The 15,862-nt window shown below is 48.4% G+C and carries 12 protein-coding genes and 5 pseudogenes; 15 read left to right on the top strand and 2 right to left on the bottom strand.

The annotated features are described in order from the left end of the window. Nucleotides 1–392: 392 nt before the first annotated feature. The gene (locus MYS68_RS10890) at nucleotides 393–2,963 is read right to left on the bottom strand and encodes a helix-turn-helix domain-containing protein (protein ID WP_248925861.1); all 2,571 of its coding nucleotides are present in this window, start codon (nucleotides 2,961–2,963) and stop codon (nucleotides 393–395) included. Nucleotides 2,964–3,289: 326 nt separating this feature from the next. On the opposite strand from MYS68_RS10890, the gene MYS68_RS10885 reads away from it, so the two are divergent. The 5 genes and pseudogenes from MYS68_RS10885 to nadB all read left to right on the top strand — a co-directional run bounded on the left by MYS68_RS10885 (nucleotide 3,290) and on the right by nadB (nucleotide 7,017). Next, nucleotides 3,290–3,715 (top strand): NIPSNAP family protein, encoded by a 426-nt coding sequence (locus MYS68_RS10885; RefSeq protein ID WP_248925860.1) that lies wholly within the window; start codon nucleotides 3,290–3,292, stop codon nucleotides 3,713–3,715. Between the two features lie 34 nt (nucleotides 3,716–3,749). Then, entirely contained in the window at nucleotides 3,750–4,031 is a 282-nt protein-coding gene (locus MYS68_RS10880) for an NAD(P)H-dependent oxidoreductase (RefSeq protein WP_248925859.1), read from the top strand. A 94-nt stretch (nucleotides 4,032–4,125) separates the two neighbouring features. Continuing rightward, nucleotides 4,126–4,443 (top strand): NIPSNAP family protein, encoded by a 318-nt coding sequence (locus MYS68_RS10875; protein WP_248925858.1) that lies wholly within the window; start codon nucleotides 4,126–4,128, stop codon nucleotides 4,441–4,443. Nucleotides 4,444–4,771: 328 nt separating this feature from the next. Continuing rightward, nucleotides 4,772–5,364, top strand: a pseudogene (locus MYS68_RS39075) (HD domain-containing protein). A 39-nt stretch (nucleotides 5,365–5,403) separates the two neighbouring features. Continuing rightward, nucleotides 5,404–7,017 (top strand): L-aspartate oxidase, encoded by a 1,614-nt coding sequence (gene nadB / locus MYS68_RS10860; protein ID WP_248925856.1) that lies wholly within the window; start codon nucleotides 5,404–5,406, stop codon nucleotides 7,015–7,017. Between the two features lie 2 nt (nucleotides 7,018–7,019). Here the strand turns inward: nadB and MYS68_RS10855 are convergent, their stop codons facing one another. Next, on the bottom strand, nucleotides 7,020–7,205 hold the full coding sequence (locus MYS68_RS10855) for a hypothetical protein (RefSeq protein WP_248931158.1): 186 nt from the start codon (nucleotides 7,203–7,205) through the stop codon (nucleotides 7,020–7,022). Here MYS68_RS10855 and MYS68_RS10850 point away from each other — a divergent pair. From MYS68_RS10850 to MYS68_RS10805, 10 genes and pseudogenes are all read left to right on the top strand, one after another. Further along, nucleotides 7,158–7,499 carry a beta/alpha barrel domain-containing protein gene (locus tag MYS68_RS10850; RefSeq protein ID WP_248930875.1) on the top strand — a complete coding sequence of 114 codons (342 nt, stop codon included), beginning with the start codon at nucleotides 7,158–7,160 and terminating at the stop codon, nucleotides 7,497–7,499. The two genes, MYS68_RS10855 and MYS68_RS10850, sit on opposite strands and share 48 nt — an antisense overlap. Continuing rightward, nucleotides 7,472–7,782, top strand: a pseudogene (locus MYS68_RS10845) (3'-5' exoribonuclease YhaM family protein); the annotation flags it as partial. The gene MYS68_RS10850 and the pseudogene MYS68_RS10845, both read left to right, overlap by 28 nt. A gap of 1,039 nt (nucleotides 7,783–8,821) precedes the next feature. Then, nucleotides 8,822–9,219: pseudogene (locus tag MYS68_RS39070) on the top strand (CocE/NonD family hydrolase). A 256-nt stretch (nucleotides 9,220–9,475) separates the two neighbouring features. Beyond that, nucleotides 9,476–9,847, top strand: a pseudogene (locus MYS68_RS10830) (CocE/NonD family hydrolase); the annotation flags it as partial. 295 nt (nucleotides 9,848–10,142) lie between these two features. Then, nucleotides 10,143–11,126, top strand: coding sequence for an aromatic ring-hydroxylating oxygenase subunit alpha (locus MYS68_RS10825; protein ID WP_248925854.1), 984 nt, complete (start codon nucleotides 10,143–10,145; stop codon nucleotides 11,124–11,126). 726 nt (nucleotides 11,127–11,852) lie between these two features. Further along, nucleotides 11,853–12,074, top strand: a pseudogene (locus MYS68_RS10820) (SF0329 family protein); the annotation flags it as partial. A gap of 603 nt (nucleotides 12,075–12,677) precedes the next feature. After that, entirely contained in the window at nucleotides 12,678–12,950 is a 273-nt protein-coding gene (locus MYS68_RS39065) for a hypothetical protein (RefSeq protein WP_420852109.1), read from the top strand. Nucleotides 12,951–12,986: 36 nt separating this feature from the next. Beyond that, nucleotides 12,987–13,700, top strand: a complete 714-nt coding sequence (locus MYS68_RS10815) for a response regulator transcription factor (RefSeq protein ID WP_248925853.1) — start codon at nucleotides 12,987–12,989, stop codon at nucleotides 13,698–13,700. Beyond that, nucleotides 13,697–14,746, top strand: coding sequence for a sensor histidine kinase (locus MYS68_RS10810; RefSeq protein ID WP_248925852.1), 1,050 nt, complete (start codon nucleotides 13,697–13,699; stop codon nucleotides 14,744–14,746). Before MYS68_RS10815 ends, MYS68_RS10810 begins: the two co-directional genes overlap by 4 nt. A gap of 685 nt (nucleotides 14,747–15,431) precedes the next feature. Beyond that, nucleotides 15,432–15,650 carry a hypothetical protein gene (locus tag MYS68_RS10805; protein ID WP_248925851.1) on the top strand — a complete coding sequence of 73 codons (219 nt, stop codon included), beginning with the start codon at nucleotides 15,432–15,434 and terminating at the stop codon, nucleotides 15,648–15,650. Nucleotides 15,651–15,862 lie beyond the last annotated feature (212 nt).

Genomic DNA, 15,862 nt, shown 5'->3' with positions numbered 1-15,862 from the left:
ACGGCTACACGGAGTGTGAACCAAATGCGCAATCGGGAGCAATCTACCGAAGTGGATGCGATGAATGGGTTGTCGGGCGGACCCGGCTGCGTGGCCAGACGGATCATACCGTCGTTCATGACAGCGAGTAACGTCGAAGTACGAATCAACAGACGAATGCTCGGAGCGTAGAGGAGCTGGTAAACCGGCGCAATCTATTCATGTATCCGAGCAGCAGAATATCCAGGATACGACGAACCGGAAATCCGTCACGAACTAGTCCAAAACCAGTCCAATGAGCGGTCGGCTTCCGATGTAACGAACCGGCGCACGGCCGCGAATTAAGTGAACGAGCAGAACGTGAGCGAAACGGTGAATCGCAAATCGGCAACAAATCAAGCGAGGGAGCCCCCCTATACCTCCAACGCATAAGAAACGGCCTGCTCTCTCGTCATTCCTCTTCCAATCGCAATGGCCTCGTTAAACGGCTCATCGCCGCATTCTAGTCTGCAGGTTCGTTTCGCCTGTTCGTAAATCAATTGAAACTGGGGCTGAGCCGCGGAGCCAAGCTTCGCTCGTAATTTCTCGGAGACTCCGATAAGCGTAGCGGCCGCCCGGTATTCTTCCAGCCCGCACAACGAGCTTACAAGTCCCTCGACTCCTCGATCGAGGAACCACGTTCCCTGATACGTTTGACAGATGGCGATGCTTCTCTTAAAGAGTGCCAACGCCTCTCTGGGCTTCCGCCGGTTTAAAGCAATATATCCCAATGCCCGCAGAGGTCCCGACAACTCCAAATCGTCTTTTACTTTCTCGAATAGCATGGCACTTTCGACCAGCAAGGGTTCAGCCCGTTCCCAAAGCTGTTGCACCACCAGAATGTTGCTCAGAGAGCTTAAGGATGACGCGAGGCTCCAATCGTCACCTGAATCCCTGGCATGAAGCACGCTTTCTTCCGCTAGTCGGATCGCTTCGTCTGCTAAGCCCGAACGCGATGCCAGCTGAGCCAGCATGCGAAGCTGAGATGCCAGGAGCGCCGGATGTCCGAGCTTGCGAGCTTCATCCGCGCTTTGTCTGGCCAAATCTTCGGCTTTCTCGACATCTCCCATGACCCATAACAACACGCTAAGACCATGCTTCGCTTTAACCACGTGTTCTTGAACGGAAGCTTGGCTGTGCTTCGTCAGAGCCGTTTGAAGCTGCGCGGATCCTTCCTGCAAAGTTCCTTCATGCAGCCAGTAATAATAGAGGCAGGATGCCATTCGTATTGCAGCTCCCACCTCCCGCGGATGATCGCAGGCTATTCGCAGCGCGGAGCGAATGTTGGCGTATTCCCGCCGAATCGCAACGAATGCGGCATCCCGGTCTCGACTGCGAAATCCCCGTTCCGCTCTCTCTACGAACCGACAGTAGTACTCGACGAAGCGACGGATCATCCGTTCGCGTTCCTCATCGGTGGAGTGCCGCTCCCATTGTTCGCATCCAAATTGTTTAATTGCCTCGATCATCGCATATCTGCGTCTAGGTCCGCTGCTTGACGAATCAACAGATAGAAACGATTTATTGTATAGGCTAGCAACCAAGTTCAAGGATTCCTGACGATCGAACTGTCCGAGGGAAGGGTTTGATTCTTCATCCGTGCATATATGTTCGACCGCTTCTAGCTCAAATCCCCCGGTAAAAGCACTCAGCTTCCGCAGCAGCTGCCGCTCTTGCTCCGTAAGCAGGGCGAAGCTCCATTCCAGGGTGGCCCGAAGCGATTGATGACGGGGGGCGGCCGTTCTCTTCCCAGCCGTAAGGACGGCGAACATATCGGACAGCCGCTCGTCGATTTGCTCGATGCTAAGCACGTTCGTCCGGGCGGCAGCCAGCTCTATGGACAGCGGGATGCCCTCCAGGCGTTTGCAGATCCGTCCGACGATCTTCACGTCCTCTTCCGTAACGCGGAATGTGGGTGATACGGCGCTCGCGCGCTCGATAAACAGCTGAACGGACTCGAAGGAAAGAATGGCATCATGACCTATATGATCCCGCAGCTCGTTATCCGTGGGGAAAGTGAGCGGCGGAATCCTCCATACGCGCTCCAAGCCGATGTTCAAAGGCTCCTGGCTGGTAGCCAAAATGTCGACCCTAGGGGAGGCCGACAACAATCGCTCGATGAGAGAAGAACAGAAATCGATCAAGTGCTCGCAGTTGTCGAATACGAGAAGCATGCATTTGTTCCGGATATGGTCGAGCAAGCACTCGATGAGCGGCCTTTCCTTCTGTTCCTTGACGTCCAATACCGACGTGATGGTTCTCAGCGCCGAGAGCGTATCCATCGCCGATGCGAGCTCGAACAGCCAGACGCCGTCGGGATAAGAAAGACAGGCGTCTGAGGCGACCTTATACGCCAGACGCGTCTTGCCGCTTCCCCCGGGACCCGCAAGCGTGACGAGAGGGGAGTCGGCAAGCCATTGCCGAATCTCCCCGATCTGTTCGAGGCGGCCGATAAACGAGGACATTCTGCTTGGTAGATTCGTTGTCCCGTATGGCGAGGCTGCATTTCGCGGCGATTCATCGGTCCTGTGAACCGGCGAACCTTCCGATCGGATTCCGGAGTGAACGTTAGAAACGCTACCTGCAGAAGCATCCGCGAGAATCGCCTCGAACCATTGTTCGTCAAAGAGGGGATACATCCGGTTATTTCCTGACCTGTCGTCATGGAATCGACGGACTGTCTCCCACAGTAACTGAGCCTCCGCGCGCTCGGAACCGCGAAGAAATTTTTGTTCAACTACAAAGAGTTGAATCAGCAATTGCAGATTATGAGCACTGGGCAGCCGTTCACCATTTTCCCACTGCTGAATCGTCCTGGTCTCCACCCCGATCCGCTTGGACAAATCAATCTGCCGCAGCTTCGCCTTTCCGGCCGGGCCCGGTCTCTGCCGCAGTTTGCGAATCATCTCTTCCGGCCATACCCTTTCCGTTTGATTACCCGCCATTTATTCTCCTCCCGATAACACGAACTTACACGAACTCTTCGTACGAACTCGCCTGCATTCTCAGCATAAACGTTATCGTGCTAAGATTCAATCATACCGAACATGCCGGATAAGCGTGATCTTTTTCCTCGGAATCGCGGCCATGGGCATTATCTCTGATCGAGATTTTGGACCGCCATATCGGCGATTTGGAGGAACAGATGGACCGGATTCGGGCCTATCGTGACGGCAATACAAGTAGGTAAACGAAATGTTTGAATAAGCGACGATCAGCAGAAAATCTGGAGACGTCTATAGAAGTGAATCCGTACGAGGAGGTGAGAACAATGTTATACGAACTGCGAATCTATCATATTCATCCCGGCAAGATGAAGGCGATCCAGGACCGGTTCCGTGACCACACCATTGATTTGTTCGCGAAGCACGGCATGAACGTGACGCAGTTCTGGGAAGACTGGGACGAAGGCGAGAATCGGCTGTATTATCTGGTCGAGCATGAAGATATGAACATGCGCAACCTGAACTACGATCGTTTCCGCAACGATCCGGAGTGGTTGGAGATTAGACGGATCTCCGAGCTTGACGGTCCGCTCGTGGAGAAGCTGGAAAGCCTATTTATGAAGAACGCGGCCTTTTTTACTATCAAGTATATGAATTCAACCAGGAATGGCGCATACCGGCATGAAAACAATAGTGATCGTAACACACCCAAACATCGAGTAGTCAAATTGGAATCAAGCCTGGCTGAATGAACTGCACAAGCATAAGGACATTACGGTCCATGAGTTGTATAAGGAATACGTGACGCGGGAGCAACGACTGATCGAAGACCATGACCGGATTATTTTCCAATATCCGCTTTATTGGTACAGCACGCCGCCGCTGTTCAAGAAATGGTTCGATTCCGTCTTGCTCTACGGCTGGGCGTACGGACCGGACGGTTCGAAGACGGCGGGCAAAGAAATCGGCGTCGCCATCTCGACGTACGGCACACACGAGTCGTATCAGCCGACCGGATCCAATCGCTTCACGCTGGAAGAAATTCTGCGGCCTTACGCGGTGAAGTAGGATTAAGAATAATTCATAATGTTATATCACACTTATGTTGATAGGCAATGATCAACGAAAAAGCTCTACGATTTACAGAAAGCGAGGGATGGGCATGCTTTACGAGTTGCGCATTTATACCATGCATGAGGGGAGAATGGAAGCGATTCTGCAACGTTTCCGCCAGCATACACTTGGTATTTTCGAGCGGTTGGAAATGAAGGTGTACGATTTCTGGATCGATCAGACGGGGCTTCCAAAGTTATATTACGTGATGGAATATAAGGATATGGAGGAACGGCAACGGCTGTGGGGGGCGTTTCTACAAGACCCGGAATGGATCGAGGTGAAACGCAGATCCGAGGAAAGCGGGCCCATAATTGAGAAGATTGAAGGAATATTTATGAATCGGGCCGATTTTTTTATACGATAGCGCGTTTGGCACTTGCCCCTCAACGGGACAATACAGGAACGGAGTTTACAGCCTAGCCGGCGGGCTCCGTTTTTGAGTTAGGGAGTCGTCTCCCGTCGAATGAGAATTACTGTCACTTATACTACGTGTCCCTTATATTTATGAGTGAAGTTAGAATCGACACGATAATAAGAAAATACCAACATATGGTATAATGAGTGATAGTACCAGTTCATGAAAGAATAATTTTGTCGATCGAAAATACTGGAATAAGGGAGAGCAGTATATGAGTTACCAATAATCGAACGGAATCTATCCCTTTAAGAATTGAATAATAGGTGGTAGCTAAATGGATATTGAAAGGCTTAATAAACAAATAGAGTTTATTGTAGAAATTGACAAAGTGAAACAAATACTTAGGAACACGATTCTAATGGATGCTTCAAGGAGAGAGAATGATGCTGAACATACATGGCATATGGCTGTAGGAGCTATGATATTGTCTGAATATGCCAATGAAAGTAATTTGGATATGTTAAAGGTCTTTAAGATGATTTTGCTCCATGATATTGTGGAAATTGATGCTGGAGATACATTTGCTTATGGTAATGTGAACTGGCAGGAAACAGCTGAAAAAGAAAAAAAGCCGAAGAAAGAATATTTGGAATATTACCAAATGACCAAGCTAATCAGTTAAAGGAAATCTGGAATGAATATGAAGAAGCAGAAACTCCTGAAGCAAAATTTGTCCAAGCAATGGACAGCTTTATGCCTATCCTCCATAACTATAGAACTAGTGGCCTACAATGGAAAAAGTTAGGTGTCACAAGAGAAAAAGTATTATCAAGAAATAGAAGAATTGAGAACGGTTCTGCCCTCCTGTGGAGTTATATTGAAAATATTGTTAATGATGCGGTTGAGAAGGGTTTTTTGGAGCCTTAGAATATGTAATTCCCAATTGAACTAAAAGGTGTGGTTGCGATGTTTCCTCGGTATTTGGTCGATTTCGATTTGCAGCGGCTTCCCCGCGTCCGGACGGATGTCATCGTCATCGGAGCCGGGATCGCAGGACTGTTCACCGCGATTAAGGTTAGCGATACGAAGAAAGTAATCATGATTACGAAGAAATCTCTGCTCGACAGCAATACCCGTTATTCGCAGGGAGGTATCGCGGCGGTCATCTCCGACGAAGATTCGCCGGAGTATCATATGCAGGACACCTTGGTGGCGGGTGCGGGACTTTGCGACGAACAAGCGGTCAATGTGCTCGTGCATGAGGGCCCCGACGGCGTCAAGGACCTGATTCGAATGGGGACGCAGTTCGACATCGAGAATGGCGAGCTGGCGCTGACCAAAGAAGGCGCTCACAGCCATCGCCGCATTTTGCATGCACATGGGGATGCGACGGGTGCAGAGATTGTGCGTTCGCTGTCGGAACGGACAAAACAGGATCCGAACATCGAGCTGTGGGACGACCATTATGTTATCGACTTGATTACTCAGGACGGGGAGTGCTGCGGGGCGCTCGTGCAGAAGCCGGACGGGCAGCGCGTGTTCGTGGAAGCGGATGCGACGATTCTATGTTCCGGAGGAGCAGGCCAACTGTACCGTTATACGACGAATCCCGAAATCGCCACAGGGGACGGCATCGCCATCGCGCTTCGCGCTGGTGCGGAAATCCGGGACGTCGAGTTCATTCAGTTCCATCCGACGGCATTGTGTTACCCAGGCGCACCGCGCTTTCTCATTTCCGAGGCTGTCCGTGGGGAAGGAGCGATTCTGCGGAACATCAAAGGCGAGCGATTTATGGATAAATATCATCCGCAGCTGGAGTTGGCCCCCCGCGATGTCGTCGCCCGCGCGGTCTTAACCGAGATGGAAGAAACAAAGGTCTCGTTCGTTTACATCGATATTACGCATGAAACCGAAGAACTGATCAAGCACCGGTTTCCTACAATCTACGAATTTTGCCTGCTCTACGGGCTTGATTTGACTACGGACTGGATTCCGGTCGCTCCTGCGGCGCATTATATGATGGGCGGCGTGAAAACGGACCTGCACGGGGAAACAGCCGTCAAGCGTCTGTTTGCTTGTGGCGAAGTATCCTCGACAGGCGTTCACGGCGCCAATCGGCTGGCGAGCAACTCGTTGTCGGAAGCGATCGTCTTCGGCCGCCGCATCATCGAACGGATCGCCGAGCTGCCGCCGCTGAACCGTACGCCGAGTGAATTGCAGGTTGCGGTTCACCGGAAGGAGTCGCCGCAGCAAGCGGTCGTCGAGAAAAAGCTCAAGCTGCAGAAAGTCATGCTTCGTCAAGCGGGTATGAAGCGCGACGCCGCCGGGCTGCAAAGAGGGCTGGACGAGCTCGAGCGGCAGTCGGCCTTCTTCGAATATGCTTTGATTAAGCGCGAGGAGTATGAATTTGCCAATTTGCTCATCTGTGCAATGCTAACTACGAAAGCGGCGCTGCTGCGCCGGGAAAGCCGCGGCGGCCATTTCCGCGAGGATTATCCGCAGCGAAGCGACGCCTGGGTGAAGCATATCGTCTACCGGCTGGAAGAAGGCCATTTGGAGGAGTGCATTCAAGATGCTTGAGATCAACCGCGAACGATCGAAACGCAGCATTGCGGAATGGCAGGAGGAAGACTTCGGAACGGCGATATTACGACCATGACGATCATTCCGGTGGACCGTCCGGCGAAATTCATGTCAAAGAAGACGGGCTGGTTGCCGGCTTGCCGGTAGCCGAGCTCGTATTCGGCGTCGTAGATCCCGCTTTTCATTTATCAGCTCTCGTTCAAGAAGGAGCGGCTGTCCGGAAGGGTACGATGGTAGCCGAAATGGTGGGCTCCGCCCGCAGCATTTTGCTTGGGGAGAGACTCGCCCTCAATTTGAAACAGCGCTTGTCCGGCATCGCCGCAAGAAAACAATGCTTGGCGAAGATAAATGTTTGTCTCCTATACAGGGAACAGACAGAAGAAACTAACATGTTTTTCTTATTCAACGGTGTGTTCTCAAATTCCTTGCTATCTAAATATCGGAACCAAGCGGGAGGATGCTGGGGCATATTTCGATAGCGGCAAACTGGATTATTGAAGCTGCTATGGTTTTGGGTATGGATACTTCGTGTGAGAAATCGTTTTACTCCAACACCTGGTTCTTTCGCATCACAATCTCGGGGAATGGGGTAGCCTAGTACAGCCACAAATACCTGAGGCTATAGCACTGCATTATATTGATACGATGGATGCAAAGCTTCAGGTTGTTGAGGATGCATTAGATTCGACGCCTGATTCGGAAGAATGGACACAGCCACTTCGGATCATTGAGAATAAACAAATTTACCGGATGAGAAAGTAATTCCAGCTGCGGTGGGATCAATACCTTGTAACTCTTGAAACTGATTAAATTAAAGTCACCTATAATCGGGTGTCTTTTTTAGTTCAGCAGGATCTCGATAAGCAGCTGAAAAATAAATTCGGGAAGAGCATTGCAAAGCTAACTTTGTATCTGATCAAGAGCAACTATGCCCAGCTGATGGATGTCGGGTGACAAGAACTTTATCCCATTCCCGAAATTGACAAGAATTTTTATCTCATTCCCGACGGATCACGACGGTGGCCGGCCGGAAAAGATCGGCTATCGTCGTTGCGCTAACTGGCAGTTTTTATTGAATAAGTTGTAAATTTAACATTTTAAAGTAAGATCATTTCTTTGTAATGAGAAATGGAGGTTTGTGATCGTACGCAAGCGGTGATTTTTGCCATTCAAAACGGTCTAGTCGGTATAACACCGTCCGCTCCTACGACAAGCTTACCTTCCGACAAAGGATAAATGGCAAGCGCTTCTTCTACGGTCAAGTTCATGGCGATCCCCCCCATCTCATAAAAATCGGATCTCGATTATTATCGTATAAATATAACACACAACAGTAAACAACGTGACATATTCGGGTATTTTTTAGATTGTAAACCAATGAAAACGATTCGCATTTGTTTTATAATCCAATTACATGTTATCTTAGTTTACATCATTTCGGATCGGTTATATGATTTGGAGGAAAGTTGACAACACAATTAAGGATGATTCAGAAATGAAGGGGAAGCTTATTCGGGTCTTAGGGTTTTCACTGATCGCTTTCTAATGGCGTTCATGGCTGCTTGCGGCGGCGGCTCCAGCCAGCCGGTGGCCAATTCCGGCGCTCCGGCTGAGGCCCGAAACAGGAAGCGGCGAAAGATAAGCCATACAAAGGTGAAAAGCTGGTCGTCGGGATTTGGGGCGGCGGCCATGTCGATGTGATAACGAAAAACGTGCAGTGAAAAAAAATGCGAGAGGGTGATAGTGATGGCTGCCGAGCGATTTGCCGGAGTTATCCTTGAATGTGACCGGGCCTTGCGCCATGCGCGACGGTACTGTACACTACGCCGATATTTACCGTCCGGACGAAAACGGGATATATCCCGTTCTGCTGATGCGGCAGCCTTACGGCAAAAAGATCGCCTCAACGGTCACTTATGCGCATCCCATCTGGTATGTGCAGCGGGGTTACGTCTTCGTCATTCAGGACGTTCACGGCAGAGGGGCGTCGGAGGGAAGTTCGAACCGTTCGTGCGGGAATTGGAAGATGAATACGACACGATCGAGTGGGCGGCGGGCCTTCCGTACAGCAGCGGACGCGCCGGCATGTACGGCTTCTCCTATCAGGGCTTCACCCAGTGGGCGGCAGCCTCCGAAAATCCGCCTCACCTGGCGGGATCGCTCCCGGGATGTGCGGTGCCGATCTGTACCGCGGCATGATTTACCCACAGGGCCGGTTTGCGATATGGGAGCATTTGCCCTAGGCTTACCAGCTGGCCAGGGATACGGCGAGGAAGCAGGGCGGCGACCCGAGACGGAAGAATCTTGTACGCTTGTAAGTCGAAAGGCCCCCGACGATCTGCTCTTACATATGCCGGTCAGCGACAGACATACGGTATTGGCCCGATATTTTCCGGCTTACCAAGAATGGTGCGAGCATCCGGAGTACGACCAATATTAGGAAAAGCGCAATTGGCTTCCGAAGCTTGCGGATAATCCTGTTCCGGAGCTGCACATCGGCGGCTGGTACGACCCGTTCCTGATGGGCACGTCTGAAACGTTCGATGCGCTGCGGCGAGCCCAGACGGTTCACCGGTTACTGATCGGGCCGTGGGATCATATACCGTGGGGGTGCCGGGTCGGCAGCATCGATCACGGTCGGGGCGCCGACGGGAACATCCATCTCAAGCAGGTGCATTGGTTCGATTATTGGCTCAAGGACAAAGGGATGCGGGTGCCCCGGACGCAGCACAGGTCGAATACTTCGAGCTGGGAAGTAACTGGTGGCGGTCGATCGGTCCGATCTCCCCTTTCCGGGGCGGTTCGGAGGAAAGCCGCTGGTATATAACCGGATCATGATGCGGATGCGGAAGGTAAGGCTGATGAAAAAAATTCAAATTTTAGCGTTGGCGAAATGGACTATACATCTACCGTTATGCAGCCTTTTATTTATGAAGGTGACGCAGCCACGCATGGCATTGGCTATTTAGCGCCGGAAAGATGGGAAACGTTGGCCAAACAACTTACGGATATCGGCGTTTTGAAAACGATGCCTGTTGTGACGAAAGCTTATACCACAGAATTTTTCCCTGGTAAACTAAAGTAGGACAAAGCGAAAACAAACAAATGTAGGGGGAATGAAAATGTCAATCGAAATAGTTCGTGACCCGGTATTGACTCATGAATGGCATGGGGTATACAAAGCGGATGATTTAAAAGATAAACCGGTTCAGGTTAACATCATGGGGGAACTGATCGTTTTATTCCGTACGAAGAATGGTGTCCATGCATTCAAGGATTTATGTGTTCACAGAGGATCGGCATTATCGCTCGGAACGGTAGAAAATGACACGATAGTATGTCCCTATCACGGCTGGTCCTATGATTCGGAAGGTAAATGTGTATGCATACCCTCACAGTCAAAAGATAAAAAAATACCCGATCGGGCAAAAGCTTTACCCTATTCATGCCGGGAAGATTACGGATTAATTTGGGTTAATATTGGCGAACCTTCATCTTTCCCTATGTTTCATGAGTATGATGACTCCAACTTCCGTTCCACCGTAAGTGGACCATACACGGTACAAGCTGCCGCTCCTAGAATCATCGAGAATTTTCTCGATTTCGCTCATCTGATGTGGGTCCACAACGGTATTTTGGGAGAAAAAGAGTTTTCAGAAATTCCGGCATACAAGGTAAATGAAACCGAGCATGGCCTTGAAACTGAAGAAGTAAAAATTTATCAAGCAAATGCACAGTGGGGAGGAGAGGCAACAAGTATCTATGTAAAATCTGCATTACGTCCTACTACAGCAAAACTTCGGAAGACAAATGCGGACTCGGGGGATGTAGTTGCCATTCTGATTAATACCGTTCCGATTAAACCGAATTTGACCCTGGTTCATATGGTAACCTCCAGGGATTTCAGCAAGGATGAAGCTACCGACCGGGCATTCCTTGAAAATAATGCCTTAGTCTTCGGACAGGACGTGGCCATCCTAGAAAATCAGAAACCTGAAGAATTGCCTTTGGATTTGCAAGCTGAGTTGAATCATCCTTCTGACCAGATGTCCATCTCCTATCGCCGCTGGCTTCGAGAGTTGGGCGTACAATTCGGTATTGCATAGAATGTAATAAACCACATAGCGCTTGATAGATAAAGGAATGAGGTATCGCGGGCTGGGGAGATTATCCTTCCCAGTCTTGTCAACTGTCGCATGTAAGCCTATGCAATGAGGTCAGGTTCCTTGTAAAGCTTCTCAAGCCTAATCAGCCATATGACATAATTCAGATGAATTAATACAAAAGCCGGCAATCCCATTGCTCCAATCAGCTCTGAGTGTAGTCAAAACCGGCGGACAATTGCTGACGCTTGGCGTAAGCGAGAGGCCGATGCCGATTATTCCGGCGGTGTATCATTAATAACTTCTGCGGCCCATGTCGGGTGACAAGAACATTATCTCATTAAATACCGCGTAAATCGCGGCTTTTTGGTTTTATGGGATAAAGTTCTTGTCAAAATTCAATGACAAGAACTTTATCCCATTCCCGACGAAGATTACATAACATCGTAGTGACGAAGAATTACGCTTAAAAGCTTATTGCGATCAGTTTCCTTTAATTAAGCATTTGAACCGAATGCCGGGATAGTTCGATGTCAATGTGGAATTAAACGGATATTTGATGGAGGAAGGACTGCCGCGCTAGGATCGAGAATCCATTACGATCTCGAACATAGAGGAGGGAGGATTGGGTTTAAGTTTGCTTTTTGATCGATGTGCTGGTTATTGTAATATGGATAATAGAACGAGTGCCTCAATAGGTATTTTATAATATAAACATAGGAGGATGAAATGGCCTGGAGCAAATTGAAGCAACATCTGGAGAGTTTTCTCTGTCCTGCGTTATATGGAAGGGTCGAGTACCTTTCAACCAGCTACCGCTATTTACCAGATAAAGCAGGACTTTGTTATATTGCTGTAGACAAAAAGAACGTACTCAATATGAGTGATACCTTAATCAGATGGTATCAGACGGAGTTGGAAATTAAGAATGATTCAGATACCCAGATTCCTAAGGTTTTAAAGATGATAACCGCCAATTGTCGGTTATTTAATTGTCGATATTTGTGGGTTGATCAGATAAGGATATAAGTTCTTGTCTTTTAAGGATATATGTTCTTGTCGTCCGACAATATATGAGAAGTCAATGGCAATAAGGATTTAACGGGATTCACATACATATGTACAAAAAACCAGTTTATTCATTCATTTACTTCAGAAAAGGCAACAAATGCTTGCAATCTGCCTCCTCGCTCTGTATCATTTCAATTTCCGCCGCCGTCACAACATGGACTTAACGAAGATTTAACATCTCCTATCGTACAATGAAACTATCCGGATCGAAGAAGGAGGCGACAACATGAACCCCATTATTTATTGCGTAGGTGCTGTGATTGTGCTGGTTGCAGGAATTATTTATTTCGTTCGCAAGAAAAGGTCATAAAGGACATGCTCTAGACTAGTGAATTCAATCAAAGATCTACCGGACATGTTGCCAGAGAGCTTTGGCAATTCTATTCAACCTATAGAACAAGAAGCTCGTTGTGAATTTAAGAAGGCAATTAACATCAATTTAACAACGGAGTTGTATAGTACACATGAAGGGAGTTATTTACAATGGAGCGTCAAGTAGTGCAGCAGAAGCGCAAAGGTATTTTCTGGGTTGCAGTTTCATTTCTCATATGTCCGTGCCACTTGCCATTTACCCTAACTTTGGGACTCAGCTTGCTTGGGGGTTCGGCAATGGGCGTAATACTCCGGGAGCATCTTGTCCTCGCTGGCGTGGTGGTGACGCTTGTCTGGGGGGGAGGAACCTGGTACGGATTCCGCAAGCTTCGTACAGCGACCTGTAGCATCCCTGTTAAGAAGTCATCCAGCATGCTAAAATAGAAATAACATTCAAATTGCTCGACAAGGGGGGTGGGGATGATACGGATTTTGCTGGTAGAGGATGAAGTGGATATGGCGCATGCGCTGGCCAAGGGCTTGCGTCGGGAAGGGTATGCAGTGGATATCGCAGAGGATGGCGCGGCAGGGTGGGAGATGGCGGAAGCGAATCGCTACAATCTTGTGCTGCTGGATCTTAATCTTCCTGTTATGGATGGCGTCGAGGTCTGCAAGAGACTCCGACAATCACAACCCCGTCTTTCTATCGTCATGTTAACTGCTCGTCACGGGTCGCATAACATTATCAATGGGCTTGACGTAGGGGCAGACGATTATATCAGAAAGCCCTTTCATTACCATGAGTTGCTGGCCCGGATTCGCGTGCAACTACGGCGGGAAACTCCACTTAAGGTTTCTCGCCTTGCTTATCGGGATCTGTTACTGGACTCGGCTGCTCGAACTGTCATGCAAGCGGGGAGGTACTTGCCGCTGACCCGCAAGGAATTTGCGATCTTGGAATATATGTTATTGAACGCAGAGGCAACGATATCAGCGGAAACTTTACTTGAGCACATCTGGGATGCCCATGCTGACCCGTTTACTACGACCGTACGTGTTCATATAAATTCATTACGCCGGAAGCTTGCCACCGGAATACTTGCCGATCATACGGAACCCTATATAATAACGGTTCAAGGTGAGGGATATCGTCTGCATTCGGGGGCTCATGTAGAGGCGGTGTGCTTCGAATGAAGAGATACCGCCTCTCTTTGCGTACTCGATTAGCGCTCTACACCACCTCCGTTCTTATGATGCTATGTTTGATTTTTGCCGGCTTGCTTGCTATCTTTTCTCACTCCACCCCGATCTTGTCGAACATGCTGTTCAGCTTTGCTTTCACTGTAATTGCGGGGATGGTTAGCTCGTATTGGGTCTCAGGGCTTGCTTTAAGACCTGTTCGCGAAATGAGCGAAGCAGTTGCCGGAATCGATAGCCGCACCCTTCATACCCGGTTACGTTTGGAAGAATGGGAAGAAGAACTGCGCGACCTCGGCCTGTCATTCAACTCCATGCTGGATCGGTTAGAGGCTGCATTCCGTCAACAGAGCCGATTCATTAGCGATGCGTCGCACGAGTTGCGCACTCCGTTGGCCATACTGAGAACGCAGCTGGATGTGCTTGTTCTATCTCCGGATGATCCTGCAGATAGGGAAGACTTCCGACTTGCTGCGGATCGCATGTTAAGCCGTCTGGAATCGCTTGTTGAGGACTTGCTTCTTTTGTCCGACGGCAGATATGCCCCGGGAGATGACGAGACTTTCGATTTGCGGCAGTTGCTGCATGATATCATAGTGGAAATTAAACCGATCTCACGAACGCTTGGGGTTTCTATACGGCTGGAAGTCCTTTTGCAACAACCTACGGACAACGTGGTCGGCAGTCGACATCTATGGTTCCATGTTTTTCATAATGTGATCGAGAATGCAGTTCGCTACAACCGACAGGGCGGTGACGTCAACATTCTTTTAACTTCGGAGGCCGAGAACTTGGTAGTACGTGTGAAGGACACGGGCATAGGCATTCGTGCTCACCAGAGAGATCTCATTTTTGAACGGTTTTATCGAGTAGAATCGTCGCGTAATCGCAACCAAGGCGGCTCGGGGCTCGGACTCTCCATCGCGAGGCATCTGGCCGAGATGATGGGTGGGCAACTGGAGTTAGAACACACCGACGAAAACGGGAGCAGATTCAGAATAACACTTAGATCATTTGCTAGGCCAGAACAAGTTACAACTTAGCAGCATTACATGAAAAAAGAAAATAAATGAAGATTTATTAATTCAACGCACAAAATTGTGTAGTTGTTTCCTCCGACGTACACAAAAGAAGAACAACCCCATGTAGACGATTTCATTCTTACATGGGGTTGTTCTTCTTTTTGTAAATGAAAATCGGATGGACTTATTTTTTTTTGATCCATAAAAAACACATATATAGTGTGTAACAATATATAATGTCCAAGTGTCGGGTGACAAGAACATTATCTCATTAAATGTCACGTAAACCGCGGATTTTTTTATTTATGGGATAAGGTTCTTGTCAAATTTCAATGACAAGAACTTTATCCCATTCCCGATTTTGACAAGAACATTACCCCATTCCCGAGATCACTTTGAAGGGAAGGAGGTTACCTAGCACAAGGCATTCTGATTGAATTATCGGGCAGAGTGGTGGAACGGGTATTATTATCGCTCTCTAAAGTGATCCAGACGGTAAACCGTAAGATCGTAAGATTCAACCTGGAAATGGATTTACTTCATTGCTGAGAGACATATTTATTCAGGAGTCTTGACCAGTTACAGAATCACTTAACCAGTGAAGCCTATTTTGTAGAGATGTTCGGGGCGCAAAGTCGAGTGTGTTATAGAATGATAATGATATTGTTAAGCTATATCTTTTGCAATTGCAATATGGAAGAATTAGATGACAGAAATCGAGGCTAAAGAAATTGCTTTGAAATTCATAAGCAACCATACTTCAGAGCATTATACATTACATTTTATTAGCATTAACAGGTCTCCTCGTAATCCATATCACTGGTCTGCTGCCTTTGAAGTAAGACCTACAAATGGAGGAATGCTGGAGGGACCAATATTTGTAATAATAGATGAAAAAAGTTCTGAGGCTTGGTTTTTTGGTTAATTAAATAATTATTGAAGACATTACTTAATTTCCCTTGATTGGCTTCGTGCCTTTCAAGGTTTTTTTCTATGGTGGGGGGCTACCAAGTGCCGAATGAATCCATCATTCAACCAATAACACATCTAACCCTTGTAATACCCGTATAAAGATTTCTCCATTTCGGTTGTACGCACATCAAATGCTTTAATTTTATACCCTAATAACGCTATTCC

Source organism: Paenibacillus hamazuiensis, from assembly GCF_023276405.1.
Lineage (GTDB): Bacteria > Bacillota > Bacilli > Paenibacillales > NBRC-103111 > Paenibacillus_AF > Paenibacillus_AF hamazuiensis.
Note: the sequence above shows the minus strand (reverse complement) of the source record. Positions and strands in the feature narration are given on the sequence as shown.

Coding starts and splice junctions, on each gene's coding strand:
- MYS68_RS10855 (WP_248931158.1), bottom strand. CDS start 7,205: ATGAAAAGCGGGATCTACGACGCCGAATACGAGCTCGGCTACCGGCAA.
- MYS68_RS39065 (WP_420852109.1), top strand. CDS start 12,678: ATGGAGCGTCAAGTAGTGCAGCAGAAGCGCAAAGGTATTTTCTGGGTT.
- MYS68_RS10890 (WP_248925861.1), bottom strand. CDS start 2,963: ATGGCGGGTAATCAAACGGAAAGGGTATGGCCGGAAGAGATGATTCGC.
- MYS68_RS10885 (WP_248925860.1), top strand. CDS start 3,290: ATGTTATACGAACTGCGAATCTATCATATTCATCCCGGCAAGATGAAG.
- MYS68_RS10810 (WP_248925852.1), top strand. CDS start 13,697: ATGAAGAGATACCGCCTCTCTTTGCGTACTCGATTAGCGCTCTACACC.
- MYS68_RS10805 (WP_248925851.1), top strand. CDS start 15,432: ATGACAGAAATCGAGGCTAAAGAAATTGCTTTGAAATTCATAAGCAAC.
- nadB (WP_248925856.1), top strand. CDS start 5,404: ATGTTTCCTCGGTATTTGGTCGATTTCGATTTGCAGCGGCTTCCCCGC.
- MYS68_RS10825 (WP_248925854.1), top strand. CDS start 10,143: ATGTCAATCGAAATAGTTCGTGACCCGGTATTGACTCATGAATGGCAT.
- MYS68_RS10815 (WP_248925853.1), top strand. CDS start 12,987: ATGATACGGATTTTGCTGGTAGAGGATGAAGTGGATATGGCGCATGCG.
- MYS68_RS10875 (WP_248925858.1), top strand. CDS start 4,126: ATGCTTTACGAGTTGCGCATTTATACCATGCATGAGGGGAGAATGGAA.